The sequence below is a fragment of the Cohnella hongkongensis genome (genome assembly GCF_042654645.1).
Classification (GTDB): Bacteria; Bacillota; Bacilli; order Paenibacillales; family Paenibacillaceae; genus Cohnella; species Cohnella hongkongensis.
Map to the genome: position 1 here is coordinate 276,786 of NZ_JBHSEP010000002.1, position 15,918 is coordinate 292,703.

A 15,918-nucleotide genomic window follows, 5' to 3' on the forward strand; every position below is an offset into this window, starting at 1 on the left:
ACCGCAATATTTTGTAACATGAACGTAATGTTATTTTCATGCTCCGTTCATGTTTCGCGGTTAAGATAAATACATGACCCCCCTTTGAAATATATAACACTTGAGGCTTGCGGCCCGGTTGCCGCAAGCCCCCTTTTTTTATCTCCGCCTGAACTCCGCCAGAGAAGTCGCAGCGGCTCCGCAGCCCCAGTCGAAGATCGTAAACTCCCCGAGCCCGTCGACCGGCGTCCCGTCGTGATGATTGAAATTCTCCATATGAAACCCGTAATCCCGCTCGTCGAAATGCGGGTGAACGCGTTCGTAGATTTCCTTCGCCTTGGCGTTCTCGGGACAGTACATCATATAGAACGAAGCCCGCATCGCCCACTCGGCGCGAGCCAGATAGCTCGTCTTGCCGGTCAGCCGGTAATAGTTCAGATAGGTTAAAGCGAACAAGCTCTGCCGCGCGTCGTTCCATTCGTCATCGCTCGTCATCACGCCAAATCCGCCGACCGTCGGCACCGGGAAGAACGGCGCCTGCCAGATTTGCTGATACAACGACGCCTCGGCAAGCGTCTGCTCGCCCAGGTCCAGCCATTCCTCGTCCCCGGTCAGCTCGTACGCTTCCTTGAACGCCTCGGCCGTCCAGTAGATGCCGAAGCTGCATTGATTGTACAAGCCGCTGCGGACGTCCCTCTCTCCGTACTGCTTGCCCTCCCACTGCTTGGAGCACGACCAGTACGTCTCGAAGTCCTCCCAGCGCCCTTCCGGCACGATCCGCCTCGCTACGAAGCCGGCCGCGCGGAGAGCCGCCGTCAAGTATCGGCCGTCCGGCCGAAGCCGGTGCAGCAAGCCGAGCAGCATGACGTGCGCCGATGTCTCCGGACTCTCGGTCAAGTATGGAGACACGCCGGATCCGTCCGCTTTGACCCAGGCCGGGAATGCGCCGTCTTCTCCTTGCAGCTCCAGGAGCCTCTCCGCATATCGGAGGACGAACGTCAGAATCCGCTCGTCCTCGCGAACGTCGCGGTGCCACTTCAACAGCCACCAGCACGTCCAGGAGGCGTCCAGCAGGTGGACATGGGCCTCGTGTCCGGCGGGACGGCGAGGACCGGACATATACCAGCGCCCCGTCTCCCAGCGCCCGTCCTCGCCCGCCTGGTAGTACCCCGGGAAAAGCCCGTTCGTCTGCGGCGCCGATAGCGCGAAGTTCAGCGCCAGCTCGGCCTTCTCCACCCAATCCGCCCGACCGGTCTCCCGGCCGCGGAGCGCATAGCCGTACGCGGAGCGCAGGCCGCAGAACCAGGCCTGGTTCCACAGACTCTTCGGCTCGCGCCACTCCTCTTCGCGGCCCTTTCCCGGCTTCTGGCGCGCGCAGACGATGAAGACGACGCCGCCGACCTCCGTGCCGTCCGGCATGCGGAACTGCTGCCAGGCGACTTCCCGCCATCGGTCCAGCGCCCAGCCGTAGGCGTAATCCGCATAGCGCTCCAGCGACCGCGGCAGCTCCCCGCTGCCCGCCACCGGCATATTTTCGCTCCCGAACCGCTCCCACAGAAACCGCTCGACCCCGCGAAAATCCCGTTGCCGCTGCCCGGCCGTTTTTGCCCACTCGACCAGATAGAAGCGGAAGGAGAGCTTGCCGGCATGCTCGATCCTTCGAGGCGTCAGCTCGTGATACACATGTCCCGTCTCTTCATATTCGCACAGCCCGTACATCAGGCAGCGATCCTCCAGCGTATAATCCATCACGCGGGGAACCTTCCTTCCGGCCGCGATGTCGGTCAGATCGGGCACGAGCGCGGTCATCCTCCGCTCGTCCTCGAACACGATCGCCGGGGAACGAAACGCCTTGTCCCCGACGATCATTCCTTCCAGCGGCGCCAGGTGAGGCTTCCAGACGCACGCCATCCCCGACTCGTTAACGAAGATCACCTGAGCGCCGGAGAACGACAAGACGCCTTCCCTGCCTGACGGCGGAGCGATCGTCACTTCGACGGCGGCCACCCTTCGAGCGTCCGGCTCGCCGTCTCGTTCCCACGCCAGCGTCACCTCGATCTCGGCTCCGCCGGCGTCCGCCGCCCAGACCGCTCCGCTCCCCTCGTAACGGGCGACTCTCGGAGAGATCTCTCTCCACTGCCCGTCCATATGCCAGCGAAGCCCGATTTTCTCGCTTAATCCGATCGGAAGCATCAAGCTCACCCCTTTACTCCGGACATCGTAATGCCCTGCACGTAATATTTTTGCAGAAACAGGAACACGACGAGAATCGGCACCGAGCTGATCGTCGTCGCCGCCAAAATTTTCCCCCACGAGATGTTGCGCAGAGACTGGAACGAGGAGATCGCCACCTGAATAACCTGCTTCTTGTCCTCGTTAATGACGACCAGCGGCCAGAGAAAGGAGTCCCACTGGTTCAGGAACGTCATCAAGCCCAGCGTAATGAGCGCCGGAACGGCCGTCGGCAGCACAATTTTGGCGAAAATTCGCGTCCAGCCCGCTCCGTCTATCCGCGCGGCTTCCAGAATGTCCCGAGGAATGTCGGAGAAAAACTGGATCAGCATGAAGATGCCGAACACCCATACGATCTGCGGGACGATCAGAGCCGCGTACGAGTTGATCCAATTCAGATCGCGCATCAGCAAATATTGCGGGACCATGATGACTTCGTACGGTATGACGAGCGACGACAAGAAAATCGTCAACAGCAGCTTCTTGAACGGGAAACTCAGCTTCGCGAAGGCGAAGGCGGACATCGCGTTCACGGCCAACCCCAGCGTCGTCACGACGCCGGCCACCAGCAGCGTATTCAGCATGTATCTGCCAAAGGGCTTGCTCGGATCCAGGAAAATGTCCCTGTAGTTCTGCAGCGTCCACTCGACGGGCAGGAACAGCTCGGGACTTAACGTCGCATATTTGAAAATCTCTTCGTGCGTGCGGAACGAGCTCATCACCATCCAGTAGATGGGGAACAGAGCGACGACCGCGATCGCAATCAGCACGGCCAGTCTCGCGGAGACGAGTACGGTCCTCTTCATTCGGATAACCTCCCTGCTTTGCCGGATGCCGGCGTTAATATTCGACGTCCGTTCGGAACAGTCTGAGCTGCGCGACAGAGATCAGCAGCACGAGAAAGAAGAACAGGAAAGCGGCCGCTGCGGCGTAGCCCATATTCATCTGTTTAAACGCCGTCTCGTAGATGAAATGAACGACGGTGCTCGTCGAGCCGGCCGGCCCGCCGCTTGTCGTAATATAAATCGGAATGAAAATCTTCAGCGCGTCCATCGTCGTAATGATAACCACGAACGCCATCGTTCGTTGCAGCAGCGGCAGGGTGATGCGGAAAAATCTTTGCGCCGCTCCGGCTCCGTCCACGTGCGCCGCCTCGTACAGCGATTCGGGAATGTTGTTCAGCCCCGCCAGGAAAATGACCATGACGAAGCCCATCGCCCTCCAGATGCACAGGACGATAACGCCGAGCATCGAGATGTCCGGATTGGACAGAAAGTCCAGCGCAGGCAAGCCGAGTCCCTTCAGGATAACGTTCAGCATTCCGTAATCCTTGTTATAGATCAGACGGAATATTGTGGACGCGATCGCGAAGGAGACGACGACGGGCAGAAAATAGACGGTGCGGAACAAGCCGATTCCCCGGGATTTGCGCTGCACAAGCAGAGCGAGCCCCAGCGAGACGGCCGTCTGCACCGGCAGCACGACCAGGGTGAAATAAAAAGAATGCCGCAGGCTTGCGCCGAAGTCTCCGTCCGAGAAAAGCTTGACGTAGTTGGACCAGCCCGCGAATGAAGATTGCGCCGAAATCAGGTTAAAGTTCTGGAAGCTGATAAGCAGCGCCCGGAACATCGGATAGAAAATAAACACGGCCAGCAGAACGAACGCCGGCACGATAAAGAGCAGAGCCGCGCGAGACTCTTGCTTGTCGTACGCGGCGAATCCCGACTTTCTCATCTTCGATCCCTCCTTCATGATGCGATGACCACCGTTCGGCGGAACGGCAAAGGGGAGTAAGGATGTTGGAGACCCTACTCCCCCTGCCTTTAGCCGATATGAATTTTCGGGGCGGCGCCGGCTCCCCGGACCGCGTCCGGTTACTGCCTATGCATCGCCAGGCCGTCCTCGACCTTCTTGACGGCGCGGGCCAGCGCTTCGTCGACGTCGCCGTTGCCGAGACCAACGTCCTCGAACAGCAGGCGGATCGCCTCGCTGATCGCCGGATAGGCCGGCGTAACCGGACGGGGATGCCCATACTTGGACAGCTGCTCAGCATAAATATTCATCGGGTATTCGTTCAGCTCGGCGAACGCGTCGAACGTCGATTGGCGGGCGGGCAAGTTTTTCGTTTCCTGATACCATACCTTCGCCCCCTCGACTCCGGTCACCCAATTTACAAACTTCCAGGCCTCGTCCGGATGCTCGGACTTGGACGTGATCGCCATGCCCCAGCTTCCTGTCGTGCCGATCATGCGCTGGTCCTTCCACAGAGGAGCCACGTCGTAATCCTCGCCCAGCTTGAAGTCCGGAAAATTTTGTTCCTGATAGGAGAAAGCGAACGGACCGTCGACGTGGATCGCGACCTTGCCGCTCCAGAAGGCGTCCTGCGGCAGCTCCTTCGGCGATACCTTCTCCGTGTTGAACAGCGCCTTCCAGAATTCCATCGCCCTCTTCGCCTCGGGAGAATCCAGATACCCCTTCGCCGTCGTGCCGTCCGGACTCAGAATCTCTGCGCCGGCCTGCCAGAGGAACGCCATCTCCGAATAAGGCGCGCCCTCGTGACCGACGAAGCCCCATGGCGTCGGGTTCCAGCCGTAGACTCCCCTGGCCGGGTCGTTCAGCTTGCGGGCGGCGTCCAGCACCTGGTCCCAAGTCCACGCCTCGTCGACGTTCTTGGAAGGAAGCGGAATGCCCTTCTCCTCGAACATTTTCTTGTTGTAGAACATGACGATCGTGCCTTCGTTGTTGGGCGCCGCGTACATTTTTCCATCGAAGGTCAGGCCTTCGATGACCGGCTTCAGCAGGTCGTCCTTATTGCCGTCTTTGGCGAAATAATCCTCGAGCGGGATAATCGCCCCCGAATTGGCGTAGGAAGCCAGCGTCGGCGCGTCCAGCGCCATGATGTCGGGCGGGTTGCCGCCGGCGAGTGCCGTGCGGATCTTCGTCTCGTACTGGTCGTTCGGGATCATCTGGAAGTCGATTTTGATGTTCGGGTGCGCCTCCTCGAACGAAGCGATCAGCTTGTCGAACGCGGCCGCTTCCGGGGCGTAGTCGTGCCTCCAGAACGTGAGCGCGACCTTCTCGTCTCCCGGAGCGTTCGACGCTGCGTCCGAATCCGCGGGAGCGCTCGGGGAACCCGAAGAACCCGAATTCGAGGAACAGGCGGCCAGCCCGAATGCCAGCATGACGGATAGAAGCAGGAGCGTACTTTTTCTCATTGGACCCTCACCCTTCGGTTATTTGTGCTGCATCTACAGGCTAGCATCCGGCAGGGCGGCGGCGGAATTCGTCCGCTTCGGATGTCGGCGTATAAAATCATCGGTCCGCAGGGATAGCGATATGCTGGCGGTATTCGTTCGGGCTGACGCCGTAATGCTTCTTGAACACGCTGCTCAGGTAACTCGCGTTGGCGAACCCGACCAGCTCCGCGATGTCGGCCAGACGCATCTGCGGATCGGCGAGCAGCTCGGCCGCCTTGCCGAGCCGCACCTGTGTCACATAATCGCTGAACGTCGAGCCGGTCGTTTTCTTGAACAGCTCCGACAAGTAAGTCGGGTTAAGGTGAAAGCGGTCGGCAAGCTGCGTCAGGCCGATCTCGTTCATGTACGAGCGATCGATATAATCGCGCACGGCTTCGACCGCCGACGCGCCGCCGGTCGTGCGCGAGGCGCGAATGCCTTCGATGACGCGGGCGGCGATCCCGTTCAGATAGGAGATCGCCTCCGCGCCGGTTCCGTGGCGCCAAGCCGCGTCCGGAAGCAGCCATTCCTTGGCCTCCGGAATAACGAGGCGGTGGCGGCGGGCAACCTGATCGGCGAGCAGAACGACGCGCAGAACGAAGAACACGACGTCCCGCATCGGATGGCCGCCCGCCGCGATCACCACTTCTACCGTGCTCGCGAACGCTTCGGCATCGGCGTTGTCCAGCGCCGAGACGAGCCTTTTCTCCGCTTCGGGGAGCCAGTCTCCGCGATCCTCGCGCCCCGCTCCGGCGGTTACGATCTGGGAGACGGCTCCGGGACGGCTTTCGCTCCAGGCCAGCAGCGCCGACAGAAACCCTTGGCGCAGTCCGGCCGTTCCCCGAAAAGCCTCGCCCACTCCGATGACGGCTTCGACCTTCAGATAACGGTTCACGTTGACCTGCAGCAGCCTGCCCAGCGCCTCCATGCGACGGCCCGCCTCCTCCTCGTCCGGGGAGGAGACGATCGCATGCGCCATCTGAGAATAGCCGCGGTGACAGAACGCGAACGCCGAATCGGACCATTCGAACGCCTCCAGCGTCTCGCGGCAGAGCATGCGGAAGGCGAGGCGGAACAAGCCGCTCCCTTCGACCCGTCCGCCCAGCCTCCCTTCCGGGAGACGATACTCCGCGCTGACGATCTGCAGGACAGTCCCGTCGTTCAGCCAGCCGTCCATCGCAAGTCGTTTCGTTTCGTTCTTCAGCGCGGGAACGCGACTCTCGTCGTCGTTGCCGATCCACTCCAGCAGCAGCTGCTCCCGCAAAACCGAACGGCTTTCGGACAGCGCGAGCCGGACCGAGTCCTCGGAAGCGAGCGCCGCCCGCTCGTCCTCCATCTCCTCGCGAAGCCTGACGAGCAGCGACGTCAGCTCGCTTCTCACGACGGGCTTAAGCAAATAGTCCTTCGCTCCGCACTGGAGCGCCGCCTTGACGAAATGGAAATCGTCGTACCCCGACAATACGACCGCTTTGGTCTGCGGATAGTTTTCCGCGCACTGCTTCAGCAGCTCCAGGCCGCTCATGACGGGCATGCGAATGTCGGTCAGAATCAGATCGTAGCGCCCCGCCTCCAGGAGCGCCAGCGCCTCGCGCCCGTCCTGCGCCTCTCCTTCTACGGCATAGCCGAGCGCCGGCCAATCGATCTTCAGCTTCAGCCCGGTGCGAATCTCCAGTTCGTCGTCGACCAGCAATACGCGATACATCCTTTATTCCTCCTTCGCCGGCAGTCTCAGCACGATCCGCGTGCCCGATCGGGACGAGGATTCGATTCGCGCGGCGAATCCGTCGCCGTAATGCAGATAACATCTCGCCAGCACGTTGCGCAGCCCGATTCGCCTTCCGCGCGCGCTCAGCACGTCCGTCATCCGCCCGCGGGCCATCTCCTCGCGCAGCTCCGCGATCAGTTCCTCCGACATGCCCGTCCCGTTGTCGGACACTTCGATCTCGATCGCGTTCCCGGCCCTTCTCGTCTCGACTTTGACCATGGCGCCGTCGGGGTTTTCCTGGCTGAACTTGATCGCGTTCTTGACGAGCGGCTGCAAAATAAACTTGACGATCGGCGCATTCCCAAGCTCCGGAGAATGCTTGATATCGACGCGGATGCGGTCTCCGAATCGCACCTTCATAATCGACACGTAATCCCGGATGTACTGCATCTCGTCCTTCAGACTCACGACGTCGCTGTCCGCCCGCAGCGAATACCGCAGCATCTGCCCCAGCCATTCCGTCACGTCGACGACCTCCTCGCTCCGCTTCTGCACGGACAAGCTGCCGATCGCCTCCAGCGTGTTATAAAGGAAGTGGGGATTGATCTGCATGAGCAGCGCTTTGTACTCCGCGTCCTTGCGCCGCATGTCGGCCTGGAACTCCGTCTCGATCAGAAACCTCAGCCGCTGGACCATGTTGCGAAACACCTTTACGACGTACCCGACCTCGTTGCGCGGAATCGGCATGCGCGCGAGCGCCTCGTCCTCCACCCGTCCGAAGTCGCCCCGTTCCACGAGCCGCATTGAGCTCGCCAGACGGGTCAGCGGCCGGGCGATGCCTGACGACAGCCAGAACGCGGCGACGATCGTCAAGAGCAGCAGCACCGCCCCAACGGCCAGCATCGTCTGCTGCACCCGCTTCATTTTCTCGAACAGCTCCGATTCCTTGACCTCTCCGACGAGCGCCCAGTTGGCGCTTTTGATTTTGCGGTAAAGCACCCGGTGGGTTTCTCCGTTCTGCCTTACCGTCAGCTTCCCTCCGGAATGCTTGTCTTTGGCGATGGCCGCCATTTCCTGCAAAAAGCCCGACATCCCTTCGTCGATGCGCTGCTCCAGCACCGGACGCCCGTCCATGTCGACCAGGTAGACGCGACCCGTTTCGCCGAATTTGATTTTGTCCAGCGGCGTCTGAATTTTGGTCGTTTCCACGTTCAGCTTTAGCGCCCCGATATTGCGGAACGAGCTGAGCTGCACGAGATTGTAGAGCAGGCTGTTCATGCTGACTTTCTCCAAATAATTGGGCTGGTACGGATCGAGATGGGCGGGGACCCAGCGGACGCCTTCCCGCTTGAAAGTCGTATACCAATCGCCGTCCAGGAAGGACGGATCGTCGTTAAAGGCTTTGTCGCGAATGCCGACGGCCGTTCCGTTCTCGTTAAAAAGGGTAATCGAGGAAATGGAGGAATGGTTCAATGCGATGGAGGAGAGAAATTTGCGAAGCTCGGCGTCGGCCGTTATCCGCTTCTCCTGGGGGAGGCTCTTGTCGAGCTGCGCCGTTATCCACATCTGCGTCACTTCGTTGCTGAGCACCTGGTTGGCGACATCCTCGACCTGCGTCGTCAGCGTATTGACGAACGAAGCGTACTGGTCCATCGTCTGGGAGGTCGACTCCTCGATGGACGTGCCGATCACCATATTGGACACTTGCGCGAAAACGGCGACCATCGTAATGAAAGGAACGATAAATACGAGGATAGACGTGGCGGATAACCGGGTTCTGAGCGAGTAGAACATTGGGCTCCCCTTCCGTATAAAGAAGAACCCCCTCCCGGCTTAGCCCGAAGGGGGCCTGATCTGCGGCTTGACAGCGCTTGCGGCGGCGTTCACTCCCACTTTATCACGCAATCGGCGGAAGAGGGAATGCTTTTTTATCGGGTCGGAACATCCAAAATGTTCGGGGTCGCTTCGACGCCGATTACCACCGATTCGTCATAACGATCGGCTCGACTCGCCTTCGCCGACCTGCGTGCGGTCGAAGCACATCATCGGCTGCCCGGCCCGGGATCTCCGATGATTCAGTGGTGATATACGATCAGCTTTTCGTCGCAGATCCTATTATGCAATATCCCGGTCCCTTCTCCGTATCTATCTCATTTTTACCTTACCTGAGCTATCAGCAGATCTCTCCGGTTCCACCGCCTTCCCGACACCCTATCTATCTATCTATCTATCTTGCTCGCTCCCTGAGCGATGTGCAGATCATCCTATTATCCAATGTCCCAGTCCCTTCTCCGTATCTATCTCATTTTTACCTTACCTGAGCTATCAGCAGATCTCTCCGGTTCCACCGCCTTCCCGACACCCTGCCTCTCTCTCTTGCTCGCTCCCTGAGCGATGTGCAGATTATCCTATTAACCAATGTCCCGGTCCCTTCTCCGTATCTATCTCATTTTTGCCTTGCCTGAGCTATCAGCAGATTCTCTTGTTTAGCTCCCCGCCGTATATTCGTTCAGCTTGCAATTGAACATCCTTGTTTCGCTTTTCCTCATTATAAGCAGTTCCGTTTCGAATCCCCGCAAAATCGATATTCATTTTTTTCGATCTCAGTATTCCGTGATACCCGTTTTTATCAGCTTTAGCCTCTATTTGACACTCCAGATCGATCGGGGCGACTGGGCCTCTAGAAAGGCAACGTTGCTCGTTGAAACCGAAGTCTCAGTAAAGTACAGCCGCATTGGAAAAGCCGTTTGGGGCAGCTTCCAGCGCGTTTGGTCTGCTCGTGCGCCGACTCATTGCGCTATCCGATGCCGCCCTCTTCCCCTATCTGTCATTGGCTCAGGTATGCCGAATTCGAGATACGCCGACCACTCCTTGGGCTGGGAAAAACGAATGACCCTATCCCGAATATCTCCCCTCGCTCCCCGCCACCTTTCTCCCTCCATCTCCAGCTCCATCTCCATCTCCAGCTCCAGTTCCATCCCCATTCCCATTCCCATTTCCATTCTCACTCCCCTTCTCCTCCGTCCCTTTCCTCCCCCATCCGCCATTCACTCAGGTAAGCCGAATTTGAGATACACCGACACTCCTACGGGAACGGGAAAATCAGGAATGATCGAAAAAAATCGCGGAAATCCCAATAACGGAAATCCCAAAATTTGTGCAGAAATAGGTTGAAACAGGAACAAATGTTTGGTATTATGGAAACAGAACAACTGTTCGTAATCCTGGGTGGAGATGGAGGGGATTTTGTGGCGTCCATTCGCAAGTTCATGGCTCTTTTTCCCGATGAGCAGTCCTGTCGCGATTACTTGTTTTCCCTTCGTTGGCCGCGGGGCTTTATTTGCACCAAGTGCGGAGAGATGCGGTACTGCTTGATCAAAACGCGGAACGTGTACGAATGCGCCAACTGCAAGACCCAAACCTCCATTACGTCCAATACGTTGATGCATCGCACGAAGCTGCCTCTGCGCTACTGGATGGTCGCGCTCTACTGGGTCGCTTCGGGCCATCGCTGCTCCGCCCGCAAGCTCGCTCAGACGCTCCGGATCCAGCAGCGTACGGCCGAAAGGTTGCTTCGCAAGATTCGCCTCGCCATGCACAAATCCGAGCCTACGCCCCTGCTCGATTTCTGGAGCCGAGAGAAGCGCTCGGCCCAGCAGCCGATCGTGCGGAAGGCCATGCTGATGATGTTTCGCAAGGCTCGCGCCTTCATTCGCAAGTATTACGGCCGGCGCGTGCATCGAACGAACCTGCGATACTACTATTACGAATACCGCTTCCGCAGCAACTACTCGCACCACTTCGTCGAGGCGCTCTCCAGCTTGATCCTTGCCTCCTGCACGACGATTTACACGCTAAACGAGTACGGGATGCTTCGAGAGCGGAAGAGCCGTGCAGCATAAAGAGCAGTCCCTTGCCAATAAACAGGAGCTGCTCTTAAAATGATTCATCATGATCCACCGTGCGCAGACGGATCTTCTCCTCCATATTTCGCTCAATATTTCCGGCCCGCCGCTGCCTTCTCCGCGATCGCCTGAGTGAACACGCTTTCCGGCGTCACGATTCTCTTGGGAAGCGTGCGTCCGGCCATCAGCTCTTTTACGGCTTGCATCAGATTCGGCCCCAGCAGCGGATTGCATTCGACGACGACGTTGATTTTGCCTGCTGCCAGCATCTCCAGGGCCTTTCGGGTGCCGTCCACTGAGAGAATAACGATATCTTCTCCCGGCCGCAAGCCGAACTCTTCGATCGCCTCGATGGCTCCCAGCGCCATGTCGTCGTTATGGGCAAAGAGCACGTCGATCCGGTTCCCCTGCTCCCGAAGAAGCGCCCGCATCGCCTCTTTGCCTTCCTTCTGCGTGAAGTTGGCGTATTCGCTGCCGACGATTCGGAAATCCTCCCGCTTGGCGATAATCTCGCGGAAGCCTTTGCCGCGCTCGACAGAAGGCGCCGAGCCTTCCGTTCCTTTTAGTTCCGCGATCGCAACCGGTCCGGGCACGTCCCTCATTTTGTCCAGCAAATACTTGCCCGCTTTCCGGCCTTCTTCCGTGAAGTCGGAGCCGATAAAGGTCACGTAGAGCGAAGAGTCGCTCACTTCCACGGACCGATCGGAGACGATCATAGGAATACCCGCCTGCTTCACTTCCTTCATGATCGGTTCCCAGCCGGACTGTACGACAGGGGAAAAAGCGATCACGTCCACCTTCTGCGCAATGAACCGCCGAATCGCCTCGAACTGTTTTTCCTGGGATTGCTCCGCATTATCGAATAGCAGCTCGATGCCGGCTTCCTTCGCCGCTTCCCGGATCGAGGCCGTGTTGGCAAGCCGCCAATCGCTCTCTGAGCCGAGCTGGGAGAAGCCCAACTTGATGTCTTGGCCGGATGCGACCGGAAATTCGTCTGCCGCCTCCGATGGGACTTCCCTCTCGGCAGTAACGGGAGTCCGCCATTCCGTTGGGGAAGAATACGGGGTGCAGCCGACTGACGCAACGGCGAACAGGACCAGGAGTACGCCCAGCAATAGCAAACGCGAATACGGAGTTATCAATGGCACCGGCCTCCAGAGCAATCGATGATCTACGAACGACAATTGCACGCGCTTTCATTATACCAGAAAGCCTGGCAGCTGTTGGGCCAGCTGTTGGGTCGGCTGTTGGGCGAGCTGTTTGGGCTCGGCGAGCAGCCGAATGGACTTTGGCTTTACAGTTCGACCGCCGAACGACGCGAGCTAAGCGTTCTTTGAAGAACGATGAACACGAACAGCAGCACGCCGATGGCGATCCGCGTCCACCAGGAGCTCAGCGTCCCTTCGAAGCTGATCAGCGTCTGGATGACGCCATAGATCAATACGCCGAAGAACGTGCCGGCGATATAACCGACGCCGCCGGTCAGCAGCGTGCCTCCGATGACGACCGCGGCGATCGCGTCCAGCTCCGTGCCGACCGCATGCAGACCGTAGCCCGACAGCATGTAGAACGTGTAGATAACGCCGGCAAGCGAAGAGCAGAATCCGCTCACGACGTAAACGCCGATCTTCGTCCTTCCGACGGGAAGTCCCATCAGCAAAGCGGACGACTCACTGCCTCCGAGCGCGTATACGTTGCGGCCGAAGCGCGTATAGTGAGCCACCAAGATTCCCGCCAGCACAACGACAAGCGCGATGACGACGTTGATCGACAGGAAGCTTCCTCCCGGAAGCGATATTTTCGCCATGGCGATAGACGTGTAGACGGGGTGGTCGATCGTGATCGTACCCAAGCTGATAACGTAACAGAGTCCCCGCGCGAGAAACATGCCAGCTAGCGTGACGATAAATGGCTGCACCTTGAAATAATGAATGACCGCTCCCATTGCCCAGCCGAAAACGCATCCGAACAAGAGCACGAGCGGAATGACGACGAGCGGAGGCACGCCGTGCTGCTGGACGAGGCTTGCCGACATCATCGTCGTCAGCGCGATCATCGAGCCGACTGACAGATCGATGCCTCCCGATAAAATCACGAACGTCATTCCTACCGCCACGACAAGCAAAAATGCATTATCGATCAACAGATTGAAGAACACCTGCAGGGAGAGAAACCCGGTATAACGGAACGCCCCCGTCGCCATCATGAACGCGAACAAAGCCACCGTAACGAGAATCGGGAAGTACTTCCGATTAAGAAGCATGCCGCGCGACCTCCTTCTCCCCCGGGAAGCGACGGGTTTTCCAGCGCTGCGCGATCGTCTTGCGGAACGCTTCCGATTGGATCAGGCATACCGCAAGGACGACGAAAGCCTTCACGACCAGCGTAATTTCCGGCGCGATGCCGACCGAGTAAATCGTGGTCGACAGCGTCTGGATGATCAGCGCGCCGACCAGCGTCCCCGACAGGTAGAAACGGCCGCCGTTCAGCGACGTCCCGCCGATGACGACCGCCAAAATCGCGTCCAGCTCGTACCACATTCCCGCGTTGTTGCCGTCGGCGCTGGACACGTTGGAACTGAGCAGCAGTCCGGCGATGCCCGCGCACAGGCCGCAGAACATGTAGGCGACCAGGATAACGACGTTCGAGCGAACGCCTGCCAGGCGGCTCGCTTCCGGGTTCGTGCCGACCGATTCGATAAACAAGCCGAGCGCCGTCCTGCGAGTCAACAGCGCGGCGGCTGCGAACACTGCCGCGACGACGAAGATGGCAAAGGGAAGCGCGGCGAGCGAGCCGGCGCCGATGAATTTATATCGATCGCTCGATAGCGTAATGATCTGCCCGTCCGTAATCAATTGCGCGATGCCCCGGCCGGCCACCATCAGTATCAAGGTCGCGATGATTGGCTGGATGCCGAAGCCGGTCACGAGCAAGCCGTTCCATAAACCGGTCGCAAGCGACAGTACGAGCGCCAGCCCGACTCCCCCCAGCACAAGGCCGAGCGAATTTTGATCCGCCCCCCGGCTGATGATCAGGCAGGACATCGCCCCGGCGATCGCCACGACCGAGCCGACCGACAAGTCGATGCCTTTGGTCGCGATGACAAGCGTCATGCCGATCGCGACCAGGATGAGCGGCGCCCCGAAGTTCAGAATATCGATCAAGCTGCCGTACAGTTGTCCGCCTTGCATCCGAATGGAGAAGAAATCCGGAGAATAGAAGAGATTAAATAATAACAGCGCTCCCAGAACGGAGAGCGGCCAGAATAAGTGATGCTTCATCATTCCGTTCATCCTAGATCAGCCTCCCGCGATAGCCTGCATGACCTGCTGCTGGCCGATGTCCTGCCCTTCGAATTCCTTGACCAACCGGCGATCCCGCAGCACGGCGATCCTTCCGCTGACCCGCAGCACTTCCTCCAGCTCGGACGAGACGAACAGGACGGACATTCCCTTGCCGGAAAGCGCCAATACAAGCTTCTGGATCTCGGCCTTCGCCCCGACATCGATGCCTCGGGTCGGTTCGTCCAGAATCAGCAGCTTCGGCTCGGTGAGCAGCCAGCGGGCCAAGATGACCTTCTGCTGATTTCCGCCGCTTAAGTTCTTGACCAGATGCTCCGGGTTCGGCGGATTGATGTTCAGCGCCCGGATATATTCGTCGGAGATCTCCTCCTGCCGCTTGCGGCCTATCGCCCTTAACCAGCCTCGCGAAGCTTGCATCGCGAGAACGATGTTTTCCCTGACGGACAGATCGTCGATGATTCCTTCCGTCTTCCGGTTCTCCGGACAGAAGCCGATGCCTTTGGAGATCGCCTCCCGCGGCGAGCGTACGCCTCCGCCTTCCCCGGACAGCTTGAGCGTGCCTCTGTCCGCCCGGTCCGCTCCGAAAAACAAGCGGGCGATCTCCGTCCGGCCCGATCCGAGCAGGCCGGCCAGCCCCACGACTTCCCCTTCGCGAATCGCCAGATCGAACGGCTCGATGGCCCCTTGGCGGCCGAGTCCGGCCGCTTCGATCCACACTTTGCGATCGGTCCGCGCCGCCTCTCTCGGCAACTCCTCCAACAGATCCAGCTCCTTGCCGATCATACGGGACACCAGCTCGATCCTCGGCAGCTCCGTCGCCCTATATTCGCCTACGAACTCTCCGTTGCGCAGTATCGTAATCCGGTCCGACACCTCGTACACCTGGTCGAGAAAATGCGTGACGAACAGGATCGCCATGCCTTCGCTCTTCAGCTTTCGTATAATCGTAAACAACTGCTCAACCTCGTTGCGGTCCAGGCTAGAAGTCGGTTCATCCAGGATGAGCACCTTGGCCGAGACGCTTAACGCCCGCGCGATGGCGACGAGCTGTTGGATCGCTACCGGGTAAGCGTTCAGCGTTCGCTGGACGTCGATGCGCAGATTCAGACGTTCGATCAACAGCCGTTCGGCCTGGCGGTTAATCTCCTTCCAACGGATACGTCCGAATCGGCGTGGCTCGCGTCCGATAAATATATTTTCCGCCACCGATAGATTCGGGCACAGGTTCACTTCCTGATAGACCGTGCTAATTCCCGCTGCCTGAGCCTCCAGAGGGCTGTGCACGCGGATCGGCTTGCCTTCCAACAGAACGCTTCCTTCGTCAACGGAATATACGCCCGTCAACGTTTTGATCAACGTGGATTTCCCCGCCCCGTTCTCCCCCATGAGAGCGTGAACTTCTCCGGGAAACAGGCGAAAATCGACTCCCTTTAACGCGCGTACCCCGGGAAAGCTTTTGCGGATGCCGTTCATTTGCAAAATCGGTTGGGCATTCATGATTCGTTCGGTCCCCCTTAAGAGAAAGGCCGCTCCGTCGCCGAGCGATCGAATGCGGAGCG

At 59.0% G+C, this 15,918-nt stretch carries 12 protein-coding genes; 1 reads left to right on the forward strand and 11 read right to left on the reverse strand.

All coding sequences use genetic code 11. The features are described 5' to 3' along the window. Nucleotides 1-138: 138 nt before the first annotated feature. The 7 genes from ACFO3S_RS04495 to ACFO3S_RS04525 all read right to left on the reverse strand — a co-directional run bounded on the left by ACFO3S_RS04495 (nucleotide 139) and on the right by ACFO3S_RS04525 (nucleotide 10,160). Nucleotides 139-2,181, reverse strand: coding sequence for a hypothetical protein (locus ACFO3S_RS04495; protein ID WP_378092727.1), 2,043 nt, complete (start codon nucleotides 2,179-2,181; stop codon nucleotides 139-141). Further along, nucleotides 2,178-3,017 (reverse strand): carbohydrate ABC transporter permease, encoded by an 840-nt coding sequence (locus tag ACFO3S_RS04500; protein ID WP_378092730.1) that lies wholly within the window; start codon nucleotides 3,015-3,017, stop codon nucleotides 2,178-2,180. Before ACFO3S_RS04500 ends, ACFO3S_RS04495 begins: the two co-directional genes overlap by 4 nt. Before the next feature lie 34 nt (nucleotides 3,018-3,051). After that, on the reverse strand, nucleotides 3,052-3,945 hold the full coding sequence (locus ACFO3S_RS04505; protein WP_378092732.1) for a carbohydrate ABC transporter permease: 894 nt from the start codon (nucleotides 3,943-3,945) through the stop codon (nucleotides 3,052-3,054). Nucleotides 3,946-4,085: 140 nt separating this feature from the next. Then, complete coding sequence (locus ACFO3S_RS04510; RefSeq protein WP_378092734.1) at nucleotides 4,086-5,426, reverse strand: ABC transporter substrate-binding protein; 1,341 nt, start codon at nucleotides 5,424-5,426, stop codon at nucleotides 4,086-4,088. Between the two features lie 97 nt (nucleotides 5,427-5,523). Then, nucleotides 5,524-7,149 carry a response regulator gene (locus ACFO3S_RS04515; protein WP_378092736.1) on the reverse strand — a complete coding sequence of 542 codons (1,626 nt, stop codon included), beginning with the start codon at nucleotides 7,147-7,149 and terminating at the stop codon, nucleotides 5,524-5,526. A gap of 3 nt (nucleotides 7,150-7,152) precedes the next feature. After that, nucleotides 7,153-8,946 carry a sensor histidine kinase gene (locus ACFO3S_RS04520; protein WP_378092738.1) on the reverse strand — a complete coding sequence of 598 codons (1,794 nt, stop codon included), beginning with the start codon at nucleotides 8,944-8,946 and terminating at the stop codon, nucleotides 7,153-7,155. Nucleotides 8,947-9,941: 995 nt separating this feature from the next. Next, nucleotides 9,942-10,160, reverse strand: a complete 219-nt coding sequence (locus ACFO3S_RS04525; protein ID WP_378092740.1) for a hypothetical protein — start codon at nucleotides 10,158-10,160, stop codon at nucleotides 9,942-9,944. A 261-nt stretch (nucleotides 10,161-10,421) separates the two neighbouring features. Between ACFO3S_RS04525 and ACFO3S_RS04530 the strand changes: the two genes are divergently transcribed. Next, nucleotides 10,422-11,054: a transposase gene (locus tag ACFO3S_RS04530; protein WP_378093162.1), complete on the forward strand. Its 633-nt coding sequence runs from the start codon at nucleotides 10,422-10,424 to the stop codon at nucleotides 11,052-11,054. Nucleotides 11,055-11,146: 92 nt separating this feature from the next. On the opposite strand, the gene ACFO3S_RS04535 is transcribed toward ACFO3S_RS04530, so the two are convergent. The 4 genes from ACFO3S_RS04535 to ACFO3S_RS04550 form a co-directional block, all read right to left on the reverse strand. Next, a complete protein-coding gene (locus ACFO3S_RS04535) occupies nucleotides 11,147-12,199 on the reverse strand; it encodes an ABC transporter substrate-binding protein (protein WP_378092742.1) in 1,053 nt (350 codons plus the stop codon). Between the two features lie 152 nt (nucleotides 12,200-12,351). Continuing rightward, nucleotides 12,352-13,320, reverse strand: coding sequence for a galactofuranose ABC transporter, permease protein YjfF (gene yjfF, locus ACFO3S_RS04540; protein WP_378092744.1), 969 nt, complete (start codon nucleotides 13,318-13,320; stop codon nucleotides 12,352-12,354). After that, a complete protein-coding gene (locus ACFO3S_RS04545) occupies nucleotides 13,310-14,350 on the reverse strand; it encodes an ABC transporter permease (RefSeq protein ID WP_378092746.1) in 1,041 nt (346 codons plus the stop codon). The genes yjfF and ACFO3S_RS04545 overlap by 11 nt, the downstream gene beginning before the upstream one ends. Before the next feature lie 6 nt (nucleotides 14,351-14,356). Beyond that, nucleotides 14,357-15,856: a sugar ABC transporter ATP-binding protein gene (locus tag ACFO3S_RS04550; RefSeq protein WP_378092748.1), complete on the reverse strand. Its 1,500-nt coding sequence runs from the start codon at nucleotides 15,854-15,856 to the stop codon at nucleotides 14,357-14,359. Nucleotides 15,857-15,918 lie beyond the last annotated feature (62 nt).

Coding starts and splice junctions, on each gene's coding strand:
- ACFO3S_RS04500 (WP_378092730.1), bottom strand. CDS start 3,017: ATGAAGAGGACCGTACTCGTCTCCGCGAGACTGGCCGTGCTGATTGCG.
- ACFO3S_RS04505 (WP_378092732.1), bottom strand. CDS start 3,945: ATGAGAAAGTCGGGATTCGCCGCGTACGACAAGCAAGAGTCTCGCGCG.
- ACFO3S_RS04510 (WP_378092734.1), bottom strand. CDS start 5,426: ATGAGAAAAAGTACGCTCCTGCTTCTATCCGTCATGCTGGCATTCGGG.
- ACFO3S_RS04515 (WP_378092736.1), bottom strand. CDS start 7,149: ATGTATCGCGTATTGCTGGTCGACGACGAACTGGAGATTCGCACCGGG.
- ACFO3S_RS04520 (WP_378092738.1), bottom strand. CDS start 8,946: ATGTTCTACTCGCTCAGAACCCGGTTATCCGCCACGTCTATCCTCGTA.
- ACFO3S_RS04530 (WP_378093162.1), top strand. CDS start 10,422: ATGGCTCTTTTTCCCGATGAGCAGTCCTGTCGCGATTACTTGTTTTCC.
- yjfF (WP_378092744.1), bottom strand. CDS start 13,320: ATGCTTCTTAATCGGAAGTACTTCCCGATTCTCGTTACGGTGGCTTTG.
- ACFO3S_RS04545 (WP_378092746.1), bottom strand. CDS start 14,350: ATGAACGGAATGATGAAGCATCACTTATTCTGGCCGCTCTCCGTTCTG.
- ACFO3S_RS04550 (WP_378092748.1), bottom strand. CDS start 15,856: ATGAATGCCCAACCGATTTTGCAAATGAACGGCATCCGCAAAAGCTTT.